The organism is Arthrobacter sp. GQ119, from assembly GCF_059759125.1.
In genome coordinates this window covers 62,035-78,174 of record NZ_JCAXEA010000008.1, presented here as the reverse complement: position 1 = coordinate 78,174, position 16,140 = coordinate 62,035, and the positions used below count along the sequence as shown (strand labels likewise).

The window sequence follows — 16,140 nt, the reverse complement described above, 5'->3', positions numbered from 1 at the left end:
TCAGAGCCTCACTTCGCGTTGTTCGAGGGCGGATTTGTAGCAGGCGTCGAGCACCAGGGCACGGGTCAGGGCGAGGGAGCCGTCGTGGCTGCCCCAGACGGTTTCGCCGCCGAGGACGGCGTCCACGAAGTCCTCCACCACGGCTTGGTGAGCCCGGCCGGGTTCAGCCACCACCACATAGTCGGCGTTCTCGCCGTCCTTCTCCTTGAAGATCCGGACATCTGCGACGGGGACCTTGGAGGCTCCGACGGCGCGGAGTTCCGCGCCGCCGTCGGTGCCGTAAACCGTGAAGTCCATCAAGTCCTCCTCGTCCCGGTAGGCTGCCCAGCCGGCTTCGAGGATCAGCGTGCCGCCGCCTTCCAAGCGGATGAACGCCGAGGCGAAGTCCTCCACCTCAAACTTGTGCGCGGACTTCACGGCGGTGTATCTGGCGTTGCCGCCTAGGCCGCGGGGACCCAGCTCCGAGTGGGTCGACGCCGAGACAGAGATAACCTTGGGTTCACCCAGCAGGTGGAGGGCGTAGTCCAGGACGTGGACGCCGATGTCTGCCAGCGGGCCTCCGCCAGCCAGAGCTGGGTTGGTGAACCAGCTGCCCAGCAAGGGGATGCCCTGCCGGCGCAGCCACGAGGCCTTGGCATAGTACGGCCGGCCGAGCTCGCCGTCGTCGATGATGCCTTTCAGTTTTTGGATGTCCCCTCGCCGGCGGTGGTTGAAGGCCACGTCCAGGACGCGGCCGGCCTTCCGCGCGGCCTCCACCATCTGCAGGCCTTCCTCGCCGTTGCGCGCCAAAGGCTTTTCGCTCAGTACGTGCAGCCCCCGTTCCAGGGCTGCGACGGCGATCGGTGCGTGCAGGAAGGTCGGCACCGCAACGCTGACGGCGTCGAGCCCTTCAAGTCCGATCAGGTCCTCCCAGCGAGCGTACGTGTAGGGGACGCTGTACTCGTCCTTGATGCTGGCGAGCAGATCCTCCTCCATTGCGGCGACAGCAACGAGCTCCACGCCGTCGATGTTCTTGTAGGCCTTGATGTGCTGCCGGCCGGCCCAGCCGATACCGACGACGCCGACCTTGAGGGGCTCGTTCTTTTGCGTGCTCAATTTTCAAGATTCCGTTTCGCTTTGGGTTTGAGACTGCAGCTGCCCGGCACGTGTCGCGAGGATTAGCCGGTGGCTTGCAGCGTGGCTTCGATAACTGTCGGGGACAGTACGTGCTGGGTGACCATCTGGCTGGCGCCTAGCACGGCCCGTCCGTCATGGACGGGCCGATGCGCAAGTAATGTGGTGGCGAGTGGCAGGGACCGGCGGTCGACCAGTTCGCGGACGCCCGCCATCAGGTCACCGGCCTTGCCGAGACTTCCGCCCACCACAATGACCGAACGATTGAGGAGGTTCACCACCGTGGCGAGCACCCCGCCCACGTCGCGGCCCGCCTGGCGCAGCGCCTGGATGGCCTGCGGAGCACGCTTTAGCTGTGTACTGGCTGCTCCAGGTCGAGCGCCTGAATGACTGCTGCATCCTGGTGCGCCCGCTCGAGGTCCTTCTTGAAGATTTCTTGGGCAATGTTGGCAAGCTGATCCGCATATGCATCGAAGTCAACGCGGCTGGCATCTGCGATGAAATCGAGCCAGTCGGTTGCTACTGCTCCCCAGCCTCCGATACCCCCTGCGAGGGAGCCGACCATGCTGGCGATCGAGTCGGAATCACGGCCGTAGTTTGCGGCCCCAAGGATGGTCTTCCGGAAGTCGCCGTTGTAGGCCACAAGGAGTCCCAGGGCGACCGGAAGCTCCTCAATTGCCTTTGTGCGAGATGGCAGGCGTGCGTCCATGTTGGGTTCGCGGTACTTGTCGCCAACGGTGTCAAAGGGCCGGATCGCGTCACGCAGGATCACCCCGATCTCTCTGTCAGATGCGCCTTCCGGAATGGACGTCGCTGCTTGGACAACCGCTTCGATGGCTGCCTTGGATCCGTCATGGGCATATCGAAGGGATGCGTCAACGACTGACCCCACCGTCGCTCCGGGTGTTACCGAGGCTGCTACCGCGGCTGCGAAGATTCCGGCCGCTTCACGCCCGTAGCTGGACTGGTGTGCTCCGGCTATGTCGATGGCTTCCATGTATGCCCGCCGGGGATTTCCCGCGTTCACGATGCCCACGGGAGCCATGTACATGGCTGCGCCACAGTTGACGACGTTGCCCACGCCTGCTTCTCGCGGGTCCACGTGGCCGTACTGCAGTCGGGTCACAAGCCATTTCTCTGCGAGGAAGACGCGATGCAGAAGGATGGACTCGCGTTCCAGCTCCGGGATCCAGCGCAATTCCGTCTGCAGCAGCGGGACGAGTGTTTCCGCGATGGCGAAAGCGTCCAGGTGGTCCCGGTGCTTGTCGTAGACCTGGATCAGGGCCTGGGTCATGAGGGTGTCATCGGTGATGTGCCCATCGCCCTTGTGGTACGGACTGACGGGTCGGGCAGTTTTCCAGTTTTCGGCGTAGTAAGGGGGGACGATGCCGGTGATGGGGCCGTTGTAACGTTCGTTGATGGCTTCGGGGCTGAAACCTTCGGCTGCGCCGGCGATGGCGTCTCCGATGGCTGAGCCTGCCAGTACAGCAGCGGTTCGCTCACGGATCCAGTTCATGTAAGTTCCTTCTGTCTAGGGCCGACTCTTGCCGGCCGGGAGCGGGCGGCACGCACGCTGCATGCCGGTTGTTGTTGTTGTTGACCGGCTGTTTTAGCCAGTGATGGTTTTCCATCCGTCGGTCCAGAATCGTGCGAGCTCGTCCTTCGACATTTCTCCGGCGAAGTACTTCTGGAGCCCTGGTGTTGCGTACTGAAGCTTCCACTGCGGGTAGTCCAGAGTCTTGGTGAAGGGGGCGGCGGCGAGGCCCTCGCCCGCTTTAAGCAGCGGCTTCCAGATGGGCTTGTCCGCGGTCTGCTGTTCCAGGACGGTCAAGGCTTTGGACGAAACGGGGCGAAGCCAGTCGGCCTGGGCAAGAGCTGCCTGATTCTCGGCGTTCATGTAGAAATCGAGGAACTGTGCCGCTTCTTCTTTGTGCTCGCTCTGTTCAGCGATGGAGAGCGTCTGAGGGTTTGCTGCTTGTTCGATGCCCTTATCACCGGCCAGTGGTGGCATGACGGTGAAGTTGAAACCCTCCGGCGCTGCTTCGGTAAGTTGCTGTGCAAGGTAGCTCGCGCCCATGTAAATGCCATATTTGCCCGCAAGGAAGCCCGGGATAGCATCCGAGGTGCTCTGTGTTATTGCCGTGGGGTCCATGGACTTGTCGTCGAAAAGCATCGCGTGGATGTTCTCGGGCACACCCAGCTCGCCGTCACCGACGTTAATGGTCGCTGAACCGTCATCCTTTACATCGAAGAAGGTTCCCCCATAGCCCAGGGCGGTGTTCATCATGGCTGACGCGGGCTGCTTAAGGCCCCAGCCGACACCGTATTTGCCGTCCTTAGTGAGCTGCTTGGCAATATCACGGAGTTGTTCCCAGGACAGGCTGTCACCGGAGGGCATGGGGACACCGGCAGCGTTGAGGGCGTCGGTGTTCACGAAGGCGACGTAGGACTGCACAAGGGTTGGGACGGCGACTACCTTATCGGCGGTAGTGACGGTCTCCCACATGTTGTCCGAGATGGAGTTTTTGAGTTCGTCCGACAACAGCGGGGACAGATCGGCGAGGTATCCCTGGTGGGCGAACCCGGTGATGTCTGAGGCCTCGTCATAGATGAGATCGGGAGCGGTGTTGCTCTGGAACTGGGTTACGAGTTGGTCATGGACGTCGTCGTAGTTGCTCTGGATGATGTTCACCTTGATGTTGGGGTGAGCTGCGTTCCATTCCTCAACAATCTGGGCAGTCTTTTGAACAGTTGCCTCTTGGAAGGCCAGGCTCTGGAACGTTAGCTCCACTGTGTCGGACGACGCAGAGCCTCCCGTACATCCTGTGAGGAGCGCGGCGAGAGTGACGGCAGCTGCGCCGCCAGCGAATGTTTTTTTCATGGTTGCCTTCGTTGGCGAGTGTGAATCGGGACTTTGGTTGGGGAGATTTGCCTATCCCTTGACGGCGCCGCTCAGCAGGCCCGAGGAGAGCTTGCGCTGAATGAAGGCGAAGAAGAGAAGGCTGGGGATGGTGGCGAGTAGCGAGCCGGCCGCAAGCGGTCCGAGCTGAACGATGCCTTCTGCTCCCACGAACCGCGCAAGTGCCAGCGGGAGGGTGTGCAGGGCGGGTGTGCGGAGGGTTACGAGAGCGAAGAAGAAGTCGCTGTAGGCGGTGATGAAGGAGAACAGGCTGGTGGCGATCAGTCCTGGTGCGAGCAGGGGAAGCACGATTTGCCGCAGAACGCGGAACCGTGAGGCTCCATCCATGGCGCCGGCTTCTTCGAGTTCGACCGGGATGCTGGCCATGTGGCCCTGCAGCATCCACAGGGCGAAGGGCAAGCACCAAACGCTGTAGACCAGCACCAGGCCGACGAGGCTGTTGACCAGTCCGAGGTTCGTCATGAGCAGGAAGAGTGGGATCACGATCAGGATGAACGGAAACATCTGGCTTAGAAGGATCCAGATGGAGGACACCGTTCGAATGCGCGACTTTGTACGGGAAAGGGCATACGCCGCGGGCATGGAGATGAGGACGACTATCGCGGTGGAACAGGCAGAGACGATGATGCTGTTGAACATGGCGCCCAGCAGGTTCGTCTTTGCGAATGCGATGGCGAAGTTTTCAAGGTTCAGTGACTGTGGGAAAAATCCGCTGGTGAGTGATTGTAGTTCCTGCGGGGTTTTGAATGCTGCTGTCACTAGGAATAGCAGCGGGAACCCGAGGAAGACGATGTATGCCACCATCGCGAGGTACTGCAGGGATCTGGTAGCAGCTTTGCGATTTTTTCGGGACAAGTATGTCCGGGCCTGTGGCCGTTCCAAGACGGTCATAGCGCACGCTCCTTGGCCTGGCGGCGGATGTAGAAGAGCAGGATGAGGGTGATGATGATGACCATGACGTTGCCCATTGCTGAGGCGTAGCCGAAGTGGCCGTATTTGAATGCTTCGTTGTAGGCGAAGAGCATTGGGAGCATAGTTTGTCCGCCTGGGCCTCCGGCGGTGAGGACGTAGACGAGAGCGAACTGGTTGAAGTTCCACACGAAGTCAAGGGTCGTTATCGCAAAGATGATCGGCTTCATCGAGGGAAGCGTGACGCTGAACAAGCGCCTCCATGTCCCCGCCCCATCCAACGACGCGGCTTCGTGAAGATCCCCAGGGACGTTTTGCAGCCCGGCGAGGAGCGTGATTGTGGTTTGCGGCATTCCCGCCCAGACGCCGACCACGATGACGGCCGGAAGTGCGAGGTTTGGGTCGCCGAGCCAGTTGATGCCGCCGGGTAGTCCAACAGCTTGGAAGATTCGGTCTATGGGTCCTGCGGTGGGGTTGTACATCAGGCGCCACATGATGGCGATGATGACTGGAGGGATGGCCCAGGGGATAAGAGCCAAGGTTCGGGCCAGGCCTTGGAAACGCAGGTTCAGGTTGAGAATCAACGCGAGTCCGAACGATGCCAGGAACTGCAGGATGGTGACTGCAAAGGCCCAGGTCAGGCCGACCCGGAATGAGGACCAGAACAGCTCGTTGTTGGCGAGCTTGATGTAGTTGTCTATCCCGTTGAACGAGATGGCCTTATTGAATCCGGCCTCAGCGTCTGTGAATCCGAGGAAGATGCCTTGGACCAGAGGAAGCACGCTTAGGACGAGGACCGGGATGAGTGCGGGAAGGAGGAGTATCCACATTTCCCGGTTTCCGCCCAGGGCACCGTTGCGGCCTTTACGGGTCCGCGCTTTCGCGTGGTTTTTGCTTGGGATTTTTGGGATTTCGCTGCGTGCTTTCAATTCCAGCGGCATTAGTATGTTCCTTCTGGCTGGGGTGGGACGGTGGATGCACGGACCCTAAGAACGGGATCAACTGTCAGCAGTTCTGGGTCCCTGAAGGGATCCTCGAATCTTTTCAACAACAGTTGCGCTGCCTGGCGGCCGCGTTTGGCGGCTCTGAGTGACACGCTTGTCAGCGGAGGATTGAATACGGCGGCAATCTCGGTGTCGTCTATGCCGGTTACAGCGACGTCGGTGGGGACTTGAAGGCCGGCTCCCACACAGGCACTGATGGCGCCTATGCCGATGAGGTCGTTCGCCGCGACAATTGCGTCGATCGGTTCACCTGCTCCTCTGATGTTTTTCAGGAGTTTGTTGGCGGCAGCAAGGCCTGCCGCGGCCGTAAAGTCGTCCGCAGAAATCATTTGCCCGGTTGAGTACGACAATCCGTGGCTGGAAGCCGCTGTCTCGAACCCGAGCTGCCGTGCAGCGCCCGGGTTGGTATCGAGCGGACCGTTAATGAAGGCGATGTGCCGGCGCCCAGCTTCGACAAGGTGATCAACGGCCATTTCCACCGCTTTGGTGGAGTTGACACGGACCCGGTCAATGGCGACCTCTTTATCCAGTGATCCGATAACAACCACCGGCACAACGCACTCTTCAAGAGCCCGCCGGAGTTCGGGGGTTACCCTGATGGGCGAGATAATGAGACCATCGGCCACGCCCACGCTCAGGCTTCGCACAAGATCAAGCGTCTGCTTCATTTCCCGGCCCGTAGCAGAGACGCTCAGCCGGATCCCACGATGGCCCAGCTCCCGCTCGATGGCCCTTAGCATGGCCACGTAATTGGGGTTACCGATGTCATCCACTGCGAATACAACCTGACGCGTTCCGCCTAACCGCAGCGTTCGCGCTGTCGCATCCGGGACATAACCAAGTTGCTTAGCCGCAGAACGTACTTTTCTCACCGTCTCAGCACTTGCTGACTGACCGGTAAGAGCCCTCGAGGCTGAGGCAATGGAAACACCGGCCAACTTCGCGACCTGATGAAGGTTTGGCTTTTCCTGCATGCTTCTCTCCGTTGAGATTGAAGAATTAGATCGAGTCGTAAACGTTTCCACCCGTGGGCAGAAGGCCGCCTACTTCTTGACTCGTACTCGTCGTTTGTCTGACAGTGCGTGGAAACGTTTACAAAGAGATCGTGGAAACGTTTACAACAATTCCTAGGGGTTGTGAAAATGATACGTGATGTCGCTTTCGCTGTCGAGAGCTAGTCAGAAAATCTTCTTGGCGCCGTCGAGCGTCGGCTCATGCGTGGCTTGAGAACGGTTAGACACCGGGTGTGCGCAGTTGGGTGTCGGTTGCGGTTGCTGTTCTCACCGTTTAGATAGCGAAGGTTCCGTTCTTTCCGTCAGCCAGCCAGTGGGCCGCGGCCGCGGCGATGGTGGCGGGTGGTTCTGAGATGTCAAGGTCCGTGCCGTTCTCATCAGCATCGAGCTGTTCAATGGTGTCGAGCTGGGATTGAAGCAGCGTTATGGGCATGAAGTGTTCTGCGCGGCGGGACATTCTGGCGTGTAACACCTCTCGGCTTCCGGTGAGATGTATGAAGAGGGTATCTGGTGCTTCCTGCCTGATGATGTCGCGGTATGACCTTTTTAGTGCGCTGCATGCGATGACGACGGGTCCTCGTGCAGAGTTCAGACGGGAACCGATTTGGCGGAGCCATGGTCCGCGGTCTGCGTCGGTGAGGGCTTGGCCCGCTGCCATTTTTTCGATGTTGGCTGCCGGGTGAAGGTCATCGCCGTCCAGGAAGTCCGCGCGGAGGATTTCCGCGAGCATGTGGCCGACGACGCTTTTTCCGCTCCCGGAGACTCCCATGGTAACGACGCGGAGTTTTTCCGCCACCGGTGACGTTCGTTCGGTCATCCCACTGCCTTTGCCCATGATGGTGCGGTCTCGCCCTTCGGCTTCCAGCCAAGTTCGAGGGAGATGGACATCGTGGTTGCCAGGAGGTCCGGAACGCTTCGTCGGAGTTCTTCCAGGCCGGTCTTCTCTCGGAAGGTTGTAATTGATATCGCACCTGCCACGCGGTCTGCGTGATCCCATACGGGTGCGGCGATGCAGTTCGAGATGATGTCGAACTCGCCGTTGTCCTCAGCCCACCCTCGTGCGCGGACAGTTTCGAGGCGCTTCACGAATTCATTTCTGGAGGTGATGGAATTTGGCGTCCGTTGTTCGAAGGTGGCATTGTCCAGGATGGATTCGCGGCGTTGGTCATCGATGAAGGCGAGTATGGCTTTGCTGACGCCGGCGGTGTGGATGACGACGAATCCGCCGATTCTGGTGTTAAGGCTGATGGCTTGTTCGGGTTCGACTTTATCGACGTAGACAATGTGGTTGGCTTCCGGGACCGCGAACTGAACGGTGTGGCCGAGGTGTTCGCTGAGGCGCACGATGTGGGGGTGGACGACGGAGCGGAGATCGAACTGTTCCAGTGCGGACTGTGCCAGGCCGGCGAGCCTGAAGCCGACGCCGAAGTTGCCGCGCTCATCGGTCCGCACGAAGCCGGCTTCGATCATGGTCTGCAGGATTCTGGACGCTGTGGTGCGGTGGACGCCGAGGTCTGCGGCGATGTCTTTCAGGGTCCGCGGGTGTTCACTGCAGTACTCCAGAATCTGGATAGCGCGGGCTACCGTCTGCGACATGGTTCTGCTCGATCCTGTGGTTTTGATGGTCGTTTCGTGACTACCGCTCAGCAGCTGATCCGGCCTTCTCAGTTTAGACACCCGGTGGGTGAGCGGTCGTGGTGTCGGATGGCTTTGTTAGGGTGCCGGCGGCATTTGGCCGCCGGCACCCTGACTTTTCTTATTTCATGCCGCTCATGGCGACTCCGCGGACCAGATAACGCTGCAGGGTGATGAAGAGCACGATGGTGGGAATCATGCTGATCATGGTTGCTGCGTTGATGAGGTTCCATTGGTTGAACTCGGAGCCGGCGAAGTTAACCAGTCCGACGGTGACGGTGTACATGTTCTCGTCCTGGGCGATCAGCATGGGCCACAGGAAGGTGTTCCAGGTAAACATGAACTTGATGATGACGAAAACGACGATGGCAGGTGCCACCATGGGGGTGATCACGCGGGTGAGGATCTTGAACTCACGCGCGCCGTCCATGCGGGCGGCCTCGACGTAGCTGTAGGGGATTCCCTCCATGAATTGCCGCAGCAGGTAGACCCCTAGGACCGTGAATAGGTCAGGGAACGCCATGCCGATGTAGGTGTTGTTCAGGCCGGCTCCGGAGACCATGAGGAACATGGGGATCACCAGTGCCTCTTGGGGGACCATGAACAGCGCCAGTACCAGCAGGAAGATTGGCTCCTTGAAACGGAACTGGTAGTAGGCGAAGGCATAGGCGGCAAGGAGGGCTATGGCGAGACTGGTGAGAATGCCGATTCCCGTGACCAGAAACGAGTTGGCCATGTAGCGGCCGAAGTCGTATTGAGCGAAGAGTTGCACGTAGTTGTTGAAGTTGAAGAAGTTCTCAGGAAGCCACTTCACGGGAAGCTGCAGGATCTCGTCCGGCCGCTTCAGTGAGGACAGCGCAACCCAGGCCAGCGGCACCAGCAGGGCGCAGCCGCCCAGGATGAGTGCTGTCTTGATCAGCAGTGCGCCCCAGTGGAAGCGGGGACCGCGGAGGACTGCCTGCTGGGCTCTGGTCTTCTCCGGGCGGGTTGTCGTGGTGGTCATTCCGATATGTCCCTTGTGAAGAGTTTCCGGATTAGGCCGGTAACGACGAGCAGGAAAACGAACAGGAAGATGACGTAGACGGCTGCTTCTCCCCATCTGTCGGCGCGGAACGCGAGTTCGTAGATTTCCATCACGATGGAGCGTGTGGAACCAACAGGGCCTCCCTTTGTGGCCACGAACGGCAGCTCGAAAAGCTTGATCGCGTTCATGACTTCGACGCTGATGACGAGGACGAGCTGGCGGTTCAACAGCGGCAAGGTGATGGACCAGAACATCCTCAGCGGGCCTGCTCCGTCGATCCGGGCAGCTTCGTAGTAGGAGCGGTCGATAGCCTGCAGCCCTGCGAGCAGGATGATCACGTTGAATCCCAGCCGTGCCCACACGTACATGATTGCGAGGGAGGGTATTGCCTGGGATTCGTCGGTCAGCCACGGCTGGGGTCCGATGCCGAAGATTCCGAGGACGTCGTTGGCCAGGCCGTATGCGGGGTTGAAGATCCACAGCCAGACGAAGGCGACAGCGGTCAGCGACGCGACGACGGGGGCGAAGTATAGGGCCCGGATGAATCCGGTCACTTTCGTGATGAGCAGGGTGTTGAAGCCCAGCGCGACCACAAGGGAGAGGGCCACGCCGATCGGAACCGCCAGCGCGGTGAAGTACATGGTGTTTCCAGCGGCATTGAGGAACCGTTCGCTGCCGAGGACTTTGATGTAGTTTTCGAGTCCGTTGAACTCTTTGCGGCCCACCGCGGACCAGTCAAAGAAGCTGATGAGAATGTTGTAGCCGAGGGGGATGATGAACAGCACCAGGACGAAGAACAGTGCCGGGGCGAGGAAGGTGTAGGCGCGCCGTGTGTGCAGCGAGCTGTTCAGGCCCTTTGGCCTGAGGGCGGGAGCGCTCATCGGTTACCGTCCGCGTTCCAGGAGTTCGTCGACCTGCGAAACGACCCCGTCCAGTGTCTTTTGGACGTCGGCGCCCTGAAGGCATGCCTCGATGGCGCTGCCGACGGTTATCGCAATCTGGTTTGTGTACGGTGCGTTGTATACCGGGCCGGGGCCTTCTGCCATTTGCTTTTTTACTGCCTGGTAGTCGGTGCGTGCGGTGACGTAGGGGTCGGAGAAGTTTTCGGTCCATACGGGCAGGTAGCCTTCGAGCTTCGCCAGTTCAAGGTCGGTCGAGGGGTTCGAAACGGTTCTCATCCATTCCCAGGCGAGGTCCTTGTTGTTTGAGCGGTCATTGACCATCCATGCCCAGTTGAACAGCAGGGATACCTTGGGGTATCCCTTGGGGCCCTCGGGGTAGGGCACCACTGCGAACTTCACGCCGGGGGCGTTTTGTTTCAGCCAGCCCTCGTACCAGCCTTCCCGAAGTGTCATGGAAGACGCGCCTTGGGCGAAGGTGTCATCAGGGCTTCCGAGTTCCAGGCTGGAGACGCGCTCCTTCTTCACCAGGTCCTGCATGAACCGGATGCCGGCCACGGTCCCTTCTCCGTTGAGGTGGCCGTCTGCCGTGGTGTGGTCTTCGGCGTAAAGCCGGCCGCCGAAGGCATGGATGTAGGGCAGGGCCTTGTCGGCGATACCTGTCGGGTTTCCGGAGTAACGCAGTGAGAGTCCGTTCCGGACGATCTTCTCGCCGTCCTTCTTGACGAGCTTGGCGGCGTACTGGCGAAGCTCCTCGAAGGATTTAGGCGGCGAATCGGGGTTGAGGCCGGCCGCGGCATAGTGGTCGACGTTGTAGTACAGCTGCATGCCCAGATCGGTGCTCACGGGATACCCCGCCCATTTGCCCTCGACTTTGAAGTTATCCCGGGTGACGGTGTTGAGCTTCTCCTCCCACGATTTCTGAAGGTCGTCAGGGGCCACGGCAGCCACTCCGAGCCCGCCTCCGTAGTAGGAGACCTGGCCCATGAAGATGTCCGGCGCATCCGAGGAGCTGCTGAATCCTGCCGTGTACCGGGCCTCGTACTGTCCGTACGGAATGTCGACATACTCGACTCTGACCTTGGGGTACTTCTCCTTGAACGCCTGAACCCTGGCGTCATAGAACTTCGTCGTCTTACGCCAATTGTCCTGGGGGTTCCAAACCTTCAAGGTGGCCTCGCGGTCACCTGAAGGAGCCTGTGACGAGCACCCCGCCAACCCTGCCGCTGCCAGTGAGCCGGTGGCAAGCACCAAAAAACTACGTCTGCGCATCACGCGATCTTCCTTGATCTCTTTGTTGTCCCGAAGTCCGGTGCAACATATGCACCGTCTGTGCAAAAAACATAAAGCCATGCGGCAGTACTGTCAACGAAAATCTAAAATGTCTTGCTGAGGGGGCGCTCGGAAGGCCGCACGAGTGCCATACGTTGCACATGCGGTGCATATGTTGCACCATGGATGCAATGGATTCGATGTGTCGCCACGGACGGATGCGGCGACAACAATGAATTAAGCCAAAGGAGCCTTGATGAAAACGCTAATTTCAGCCCGGCAGCGCCCTGCCCAACCCACTTTCGGGGAGCTCGGCGACCGGACCCTGGCCAAGGTGCGCCGCCGGATCATCCCGGTCATCTGCCTTCTGTACTTCATCGCATTTCTGGACCGAAACAATGTCGGTTTCGCGAAACTGACCATGAGCGAAGACATCGGCCTGACCGCCACCGCCTACGGCCTCGGAGCCGGCATCTTCTTCATCGGGTATGCCCTGTTCGAAGTCCCCAGCAATGGCGGCATGTACAAATTCGGGGCGAGGAAGTGGCTCGCCCGGATCCTGGTCAGCTGGGGCATCTGCGCCACCGCCATGGCGCTGGTCAACGGTGAGACGACGTTCTACGTGATCCGTTTCCTGCTCGGAGCCGCCGAAGCCGGCTTCTTTCCCGCCGTCGTCTTCTACCTCACCTTGTGGTTCCCCGCGGCACAGCGGGTCACCGTCCTCGGACTGTTCATCCTGGCCCAGCCGGTCTCCAACGCCATCGGCGCCCCCCTGTCGGGATTGCTGCTGAACCTGGACGGGCTAATGGGCCTCCACGGATGGCAGTGGCTCTACATCATCGAAGGCATCCCGGCCATCATTCTGGGGTTCATGGCCCCACGACTGCTGACCGACCGCCCGGAAGAGGCCCACTGGCTCAAAGCGGACGAACGCAACTGGCTAAGCACGACCATGGCCAACGAACTGGCGGAGAAACAGCGCAGCGGATCGCACAGCTTCCTGGACGGGCTGAAAGACCGCCGCGCCCTCGTGTACGCGTTCCTTAACTTCGGCATGGTCTGCGGCATCTACGGCTTTGGTTTGTGGCTCCCCACCGTGGTCGCCGGACTAGGCAGACTCGACCCCGCACAAGTGGGCTTCATCGTCGTCATACCCTACGCGGCAGCAACGTTCTTCGTCTTCTACTGGAGCCGCCGTTCCGACCGGACCGGCAAACGCGCAGCCCACGCCAGCATCAGCATGCTCATCGCAGCATTCGGGCTGACCGGGGCCGCGTTCCTCCTCCCGATCAACCCTGTCGCAGCACTGGTATTCCTCACGATCGCCGCCACGGGCGTCTTCTCAGCAACCGCGCCCCTCCTGTCCATGCCATCGGCCGCCTTGGGCGGCGCCGCCGCCGCAGCCGGCCTGGCGCTGGTCAACTCCATCGGAAACGTCGGAGGCTTCGTAGCCCCCTACGCCGTCGGGCTGCTCAACGACGCCACACACAGCAACCTTGCCGGCCTGCTCTTCCTCGCTGCCTGCCTGGTCATCACCGCGATCGCCACGTTCCTCTACGCACGGAACCGGCCCGAAGGTACAGCCACTCCCAGCGCTGTCGCAGCAGCAGAACTAGCCAAAACCCATTAGTCGCAGCCGGAGAACCGGCTCGCATGAAAGGAACAAATCATCGTGTTTGAACAGTCACTGCGTGGAAAGACCGCTCTGGTTACAGGCGGCGGCACCGGCATCGGCCAAGGCATCGCCCTGGCCCTTGCCAAAGCCGGAGCCAGAACCGCCATCACATACAACAGCCACAAACCCGACCAGGATTTCGCCGATGAAGTCGAACACCACTCCGGACACCCCCTGACCTCCCTGCAGCTGGACGCGACCATCGAAACGGAAGTCCAAAGGACAGTCGAGGCCCTCGGCCGCGATTTTGGACGGCTGGACATTCTTGTCAACAACGTCGGTGGGCTCATCCAGCGATCTGCCATCGGCGAGATGGACTTCAAACTCTGGAAGCAGGTCCTGGCCGTCAACCTGGACAGCACCTTCCTGATGACCCACTTCGCCGTGCCACTGATCAACGGTGGTGGCCGGGTTATCAACGTCGCGTCGCTGGCCGGACGCAACGGCGGACACGCCGGGGCAACAGCGTACGCGACGTCCAAGGCCGCCATCTTTGGCTTCACCCGAGGGCTTTCAAAGGAACTGGCCGCGTCCGGAATCACCGTCAATGCCCTGGCCCCTGGCTTCATCGAAGCGACACCCTTCCACGACACCTTCACCACCGCGGAGTCCAAAGCCGCTACGATCGAGACAATCCCGCTCGGACGGGCCGGAGTTCCCGAAGACGTCGCAGGCGCAGCGTTGTGGCTTGCGTCCGAGCACGCACGCTTCATCACGGGCACCGTTGTCGACATCAACGGCGGCCAGTACTTCGCATGATCACCGGACGACTGACGCATCCACGCATCATCTCCGCGCTGGCTGCCGCCGGCCACGGCGCCACCGTCCTGATCACAGACGGCCACTATTCAGCAGCGACCGCTGTCGGCCCAAATGCAGAAACCGTGTACCTGAACCTGGAGGCGGACTTTCCGACTGTGCCCCAGGTCCTACGCGCCGTCCTGGGTACGGTCCGTGTCGAAAAGCTAACGCGGATCACGCCCTCCGCGGACGCAACGCCCTGCCTCGTCCATACAGAAATCGATGACCTAATGCCCGAAGGCACCGAAACGGAGTTCGTTGACCGATTCGAATTCTATGACCTCGCCAGGTCACAGAACCTTGCCTTGTGCGTCGTGACGGGCGATTCACGGCGGTTCGCGAACGCGCTTCTGACCGTCGGTGTACTCAATAAGGGCTAAACATGAGTGCATGTTCGACGCCCATAGCCAGGAATAGTTTCTCCGGTCGGGCATGCACCAACACTTTCTAGGCTCCCCGTCGCTCTGCAGTTATGAGCGACAGGGTGATCGTGCCGGCCACAGGTGGTGGCTGCTGTGGCCGACACTGGTATTTCGCGTGTTCTCCCAATGAAGGCAGCTCCCGTGACGGGATTGTCTATCCAGTCGGTGTCTCCTGACGCCCCGCCAATTGCAGGAATCCGGACCACTTGCGCTCGGCAGGCCAACTGACGCGCAAGCCAAGACTCGAGGAGCCAAATTGAAAGGTCATAATGTCGTCCTTCACTGAATGGGAAATCCGAGCCACCAGCCGGCACGACCTTGAAGAACAGCTCGAAAAAGCAGTCCGACAACTCCAGCAACTCGCCCCGCGCACAAAGACGCACGGAATCCTTATCACAAGGCATCGTCACGATCACTACACAGTGGCCTTGTCCGAAACCATCCCGTTCGGAACGACCCAGGAACTTGATCAATGGTCTGGATCTCCCGAATCAGGTTGACAACCACATGCAGCATTACTTAGAAAGCGCGAAACACTGGCGCTGTCTCATTTCCTAGGAAGTGAACGCCCTGGGCTGGTCACTTACGCTCCCATTAGTTCTTTTGCTGGGGGTCATCATCGTACCTACACTACTGGCAGGCACATGCTCTCCCTACGGCACCGGCCAGGAGACTCGACGCGGACAAGGATCCCCTTAGAAAGGTGACTGGCAAATGAGCTCCAGCCCCGAAACTGCCCGAAGCATAGCCATCTTTTGCGGTTCCTCCGCCGGAGCCGACCCGGAGTACCTCAATGTTGCACGGGAAGTAGCCCGCAAACTTGTTGAGAATGACGTGACGATCGTCTATGGCGGGGGAGCGGTCGGGCTGATGGGCGCCATTGCCGATGCGGCCCTTGAAGCAGGCGGGCGGGTGGTCGGTGTTATGCCTCGTGCTCTCATTGAGGGCGAGATCGGCCACAATGATCTGTCCAAGATGCATGTGGTGGAGACCATTCATGAGCGCAAAGCCGTCATGGCTGAACTTTCGGATGCCTTTCTTGCCCTTCCGGGTGGGGCCGGCACCCTGGAGGAGATCGCCGAGCAATGGACGTGGGCGCAGTTGGGTTTTCATCAGAAGCCATGCGCATTCCTGAATACGCGCGATTTCTACACTCCGCTCCGCGACTTCGCCAACCGCATGGTCGACGAAGGCTTTATGAAACCCGAATACGCCCAGATGTTGATCTTCGAAAAGGAAATCGAGCCTATCCTCAACGCGTTTACCGGCTATGTCGCACCACCCAAAAAGTGGATCACCTCGAAGCCGAAAGAACTAGCCGAAGCATGAGCAACTACTGGGCTCCGGCCTCTGTGTCGCCAAAGCTCAAGTGCTCAACGGCGCACCCGTTGCCTGTCCCTACCGCTAGCACGAGGTGAGTCGTTGTCGCCCGCAATAGTGCTTGGGCAGCCGT

Annotated in this window: 16 protein-coding genes; 4 read left to right on the top strand and 12 right to left on the bottom strand. The window is 60.1% G+C overall.

All coding sequences use genetic code 11. The features are described 5' to 3' along the window. The 12 genes from AC6CH3_RS09345 to AC6CH3_RS09290 form a co-directional block, all read right to left on the bottom strand. The gene (locus AC6CH3_RS09345; RefSeq protein WP_498132170.1) at nt 1-1,095 is read right to left on the bottom strand and encodes a Gfo/Idh/MocA family protein; all 1,095 of its coding nucleotides are present in this window, start codon (nt 1,093-1,095) and stop codon (nt 1-3) included. Between the two features lie 62 nt (nt 1,096-1,157). Continuing rightward, nucleotides 1,158-1,445, bottom strand: coding sequence for an ROK family protein (locus AC6CH3_RS09340; protein ID WP_498132278.1), 288 nt, complete (start codon nt 1,443-1,445; stop codon nt 1,158-1,160). Nucleotides 1,446-1,462: 17 nt separating this feature from the next. After that, a complete protein-coding gene (locus AC6CH3_RS09335) occupies nt 1,463-2,629 on the bottom strand; it encodes an ADP-ribosylglycohydrolase family protein (RefSeq protein ID WP_498132169.1) in 1,167 nt (388 codons plus the stop codon). 93 nt (nt 2,630-2,722) lie between these two features. Continuing rightward, a complete protein-coding gene (locus AC6CH3_RS09330) occupies nt 2,723-3,994 on the bottom strand; it encodes an ABC transporter substrate-binding protein (RefSeq protein WP_498132168.1) in 1,272 nt (423 codons plus the stop codon). A 51-nt stretch (nt 3,995-4,045) separates the two neighbouring features. Next, the gene (locus tag AC6CH3_RS09325) at nt 4,046-4,924 is read right to left on the bottom strand and encodes a carbohydrate ABC transporter permease (RefSeq protein WP_498132167.1); all 879 of its coding nucleotides are present in this window, start codon (nt 4,922-4,924) and stop codon (nt 4,046-4,048) included. After that, nucleotides 4,921-5,883: a carbohydrate ABC transporter permease gene (locus AC6CH3_RS09320; protein ID WP_498132166.1), complete on the bottom strand. Its 963-nt coding sequence runs from the start codon at nt 5,881-5,883 to the stop codon at nt 4,921-4,923. The genes AC6CH3_RS09325 and AC6CH3_RS09320 overlap by 4 nt, the downstream gene beginning before the upstream one ends. Beyond that, entirely contained in the window at nt 5,883-6,920 is a 1,038-nt protein-coding gene (locus tag AC6CH3_RS09315) for a LacI family DNA-binding transcriptional regulator (RefSeq protein WP_498132165.1), read from the bottom strand. The genes AC6CH3_RS09320 and AC6CH3_RS09315 overlap by 1 nt, the downstream gene beginning before the upstream one ends. A 313-nt stretch (nt 6,921-7,233) precedes the next feature. Continuing rightward, entirely contained in the window at nt 7,234-7,776 is a 543-nt protein-coding gene (locus AC6CH3_RS09310; RefSeq protein WP_498132164.1) for a gluconokinase, read from the bottom strand. Then, entirely contained in the window at nt 7,773-8,555 is a 783-nt protein-coding gene (locus AC6CH3_RS09305; protein WP_498132163.1) for an IclR family transcriptional regulator, read from the bottom strand. Before AC6CH3_RS09305 ends, AC6CH3_RS09310 begins: the two co-directional genes overlap by 4 nt. A 160-nt stretch (nt 8,556-8,715) precedes the next feature. Then, nucleotides 8,716-9,597, bottom strand: a complete 882-nt coding sequence (locus AC6CH3_RS09300; RefSeq protein ID WP_498132162.1) for a carbohydrate ABC transporter permease — start codon at nt 9,595-9,597, stop codon at nt 8,716-8,718. Then, on the bottom strand, nt 9,594-10,499 hold the full coding sequence (locus AC6CH3_RS09295; RefSeq protein WP_498132161.1) for a carbohydrate ABC transporter permease: 906 nt from the start codon (nt 10,497-10,499) through the stop codon (nt 9,594-9,596). The genes AC6CH3_RS09300 and AC6CH3_RS09295 overlap by 4 nt, the downstream gene beginning before the upstream one ends. Before the next feature lie 3 nt (nt 10,500-10,502). Beyond that, nucleotides 10,503-11,789, bottom strand: a complete 1,287-nt coding sequence (locus AC6CH3_RS09290) for an ABC transporter substrate-binding protein (RefSeq protein ID WP_498132160.1) — start codon at nt 11,787-11,789, stop codon at nt 10,503-10,505. Between the two features lie 256 nt (nt 11,790-12,045). On the opposite strand from AC6CH3_RS09290, the gene AC6CH3_RS09285 reads away from it, so the two are divergent. From AC6CH3_RS09285 to AC6CH3_RS09270, 4 genes are all read left to right on the top strand, one after another. Beyond that, nucleotides 12,046-13,419: an MFS transporter gene (locus AC6CH3_RS09285; protein WP_498132159.1), complete on the top strand. Its 1,374-nt coding sequence runs from the start codon at nt 12,046-12,048 to the stop codon at nt 13,417-13,419. Nucleotides 13,420-13,461: 42 nt separating this feature from the next. Continuing rightward, nucleotides 13,462-14,223 carry an SDR family NAD(P)-dependent oxidoreductase gene (locus tag AC6CH3_RS09280; RefSeq protein ID WP_498132158.1) on the top strand — a complete coding sequence of 254 codons (762 nt, stop codon included), beginning with the start codon at nt 13,462-13,464 and terminating at the stop codon, nt 14,221-14,223. After that, a complete protein-coding gene (locus tag AC6CH3_RS09275) occupies nt 14,220-14,645 on the top strand; it encodes an RbsD/FucU domain-containing protein (protein WP_498132157.1) in 426 nt (141 codons plus the stop codon). The genes AC6CH3_RS09280 and AC6CH3_RS09275 overlap by 4 nt, the downstream gene beginning before the upstream one ends. Nucleotides 14,646-15,401: 756 nt before the next feature. Continuing rightward, nucleotides 15,402-16,016, top strand: a complete 615-nt coding sequence (locus tag AC6CH3_RS09270; RefSeq protein WP_498132156.1) for an LOG family protein — start codon at nt 15,402-15,404, stop codon at nt 16,014-16,016. Nucleotides 16,017-16,140: the final 124 nt, after the last annotated feature.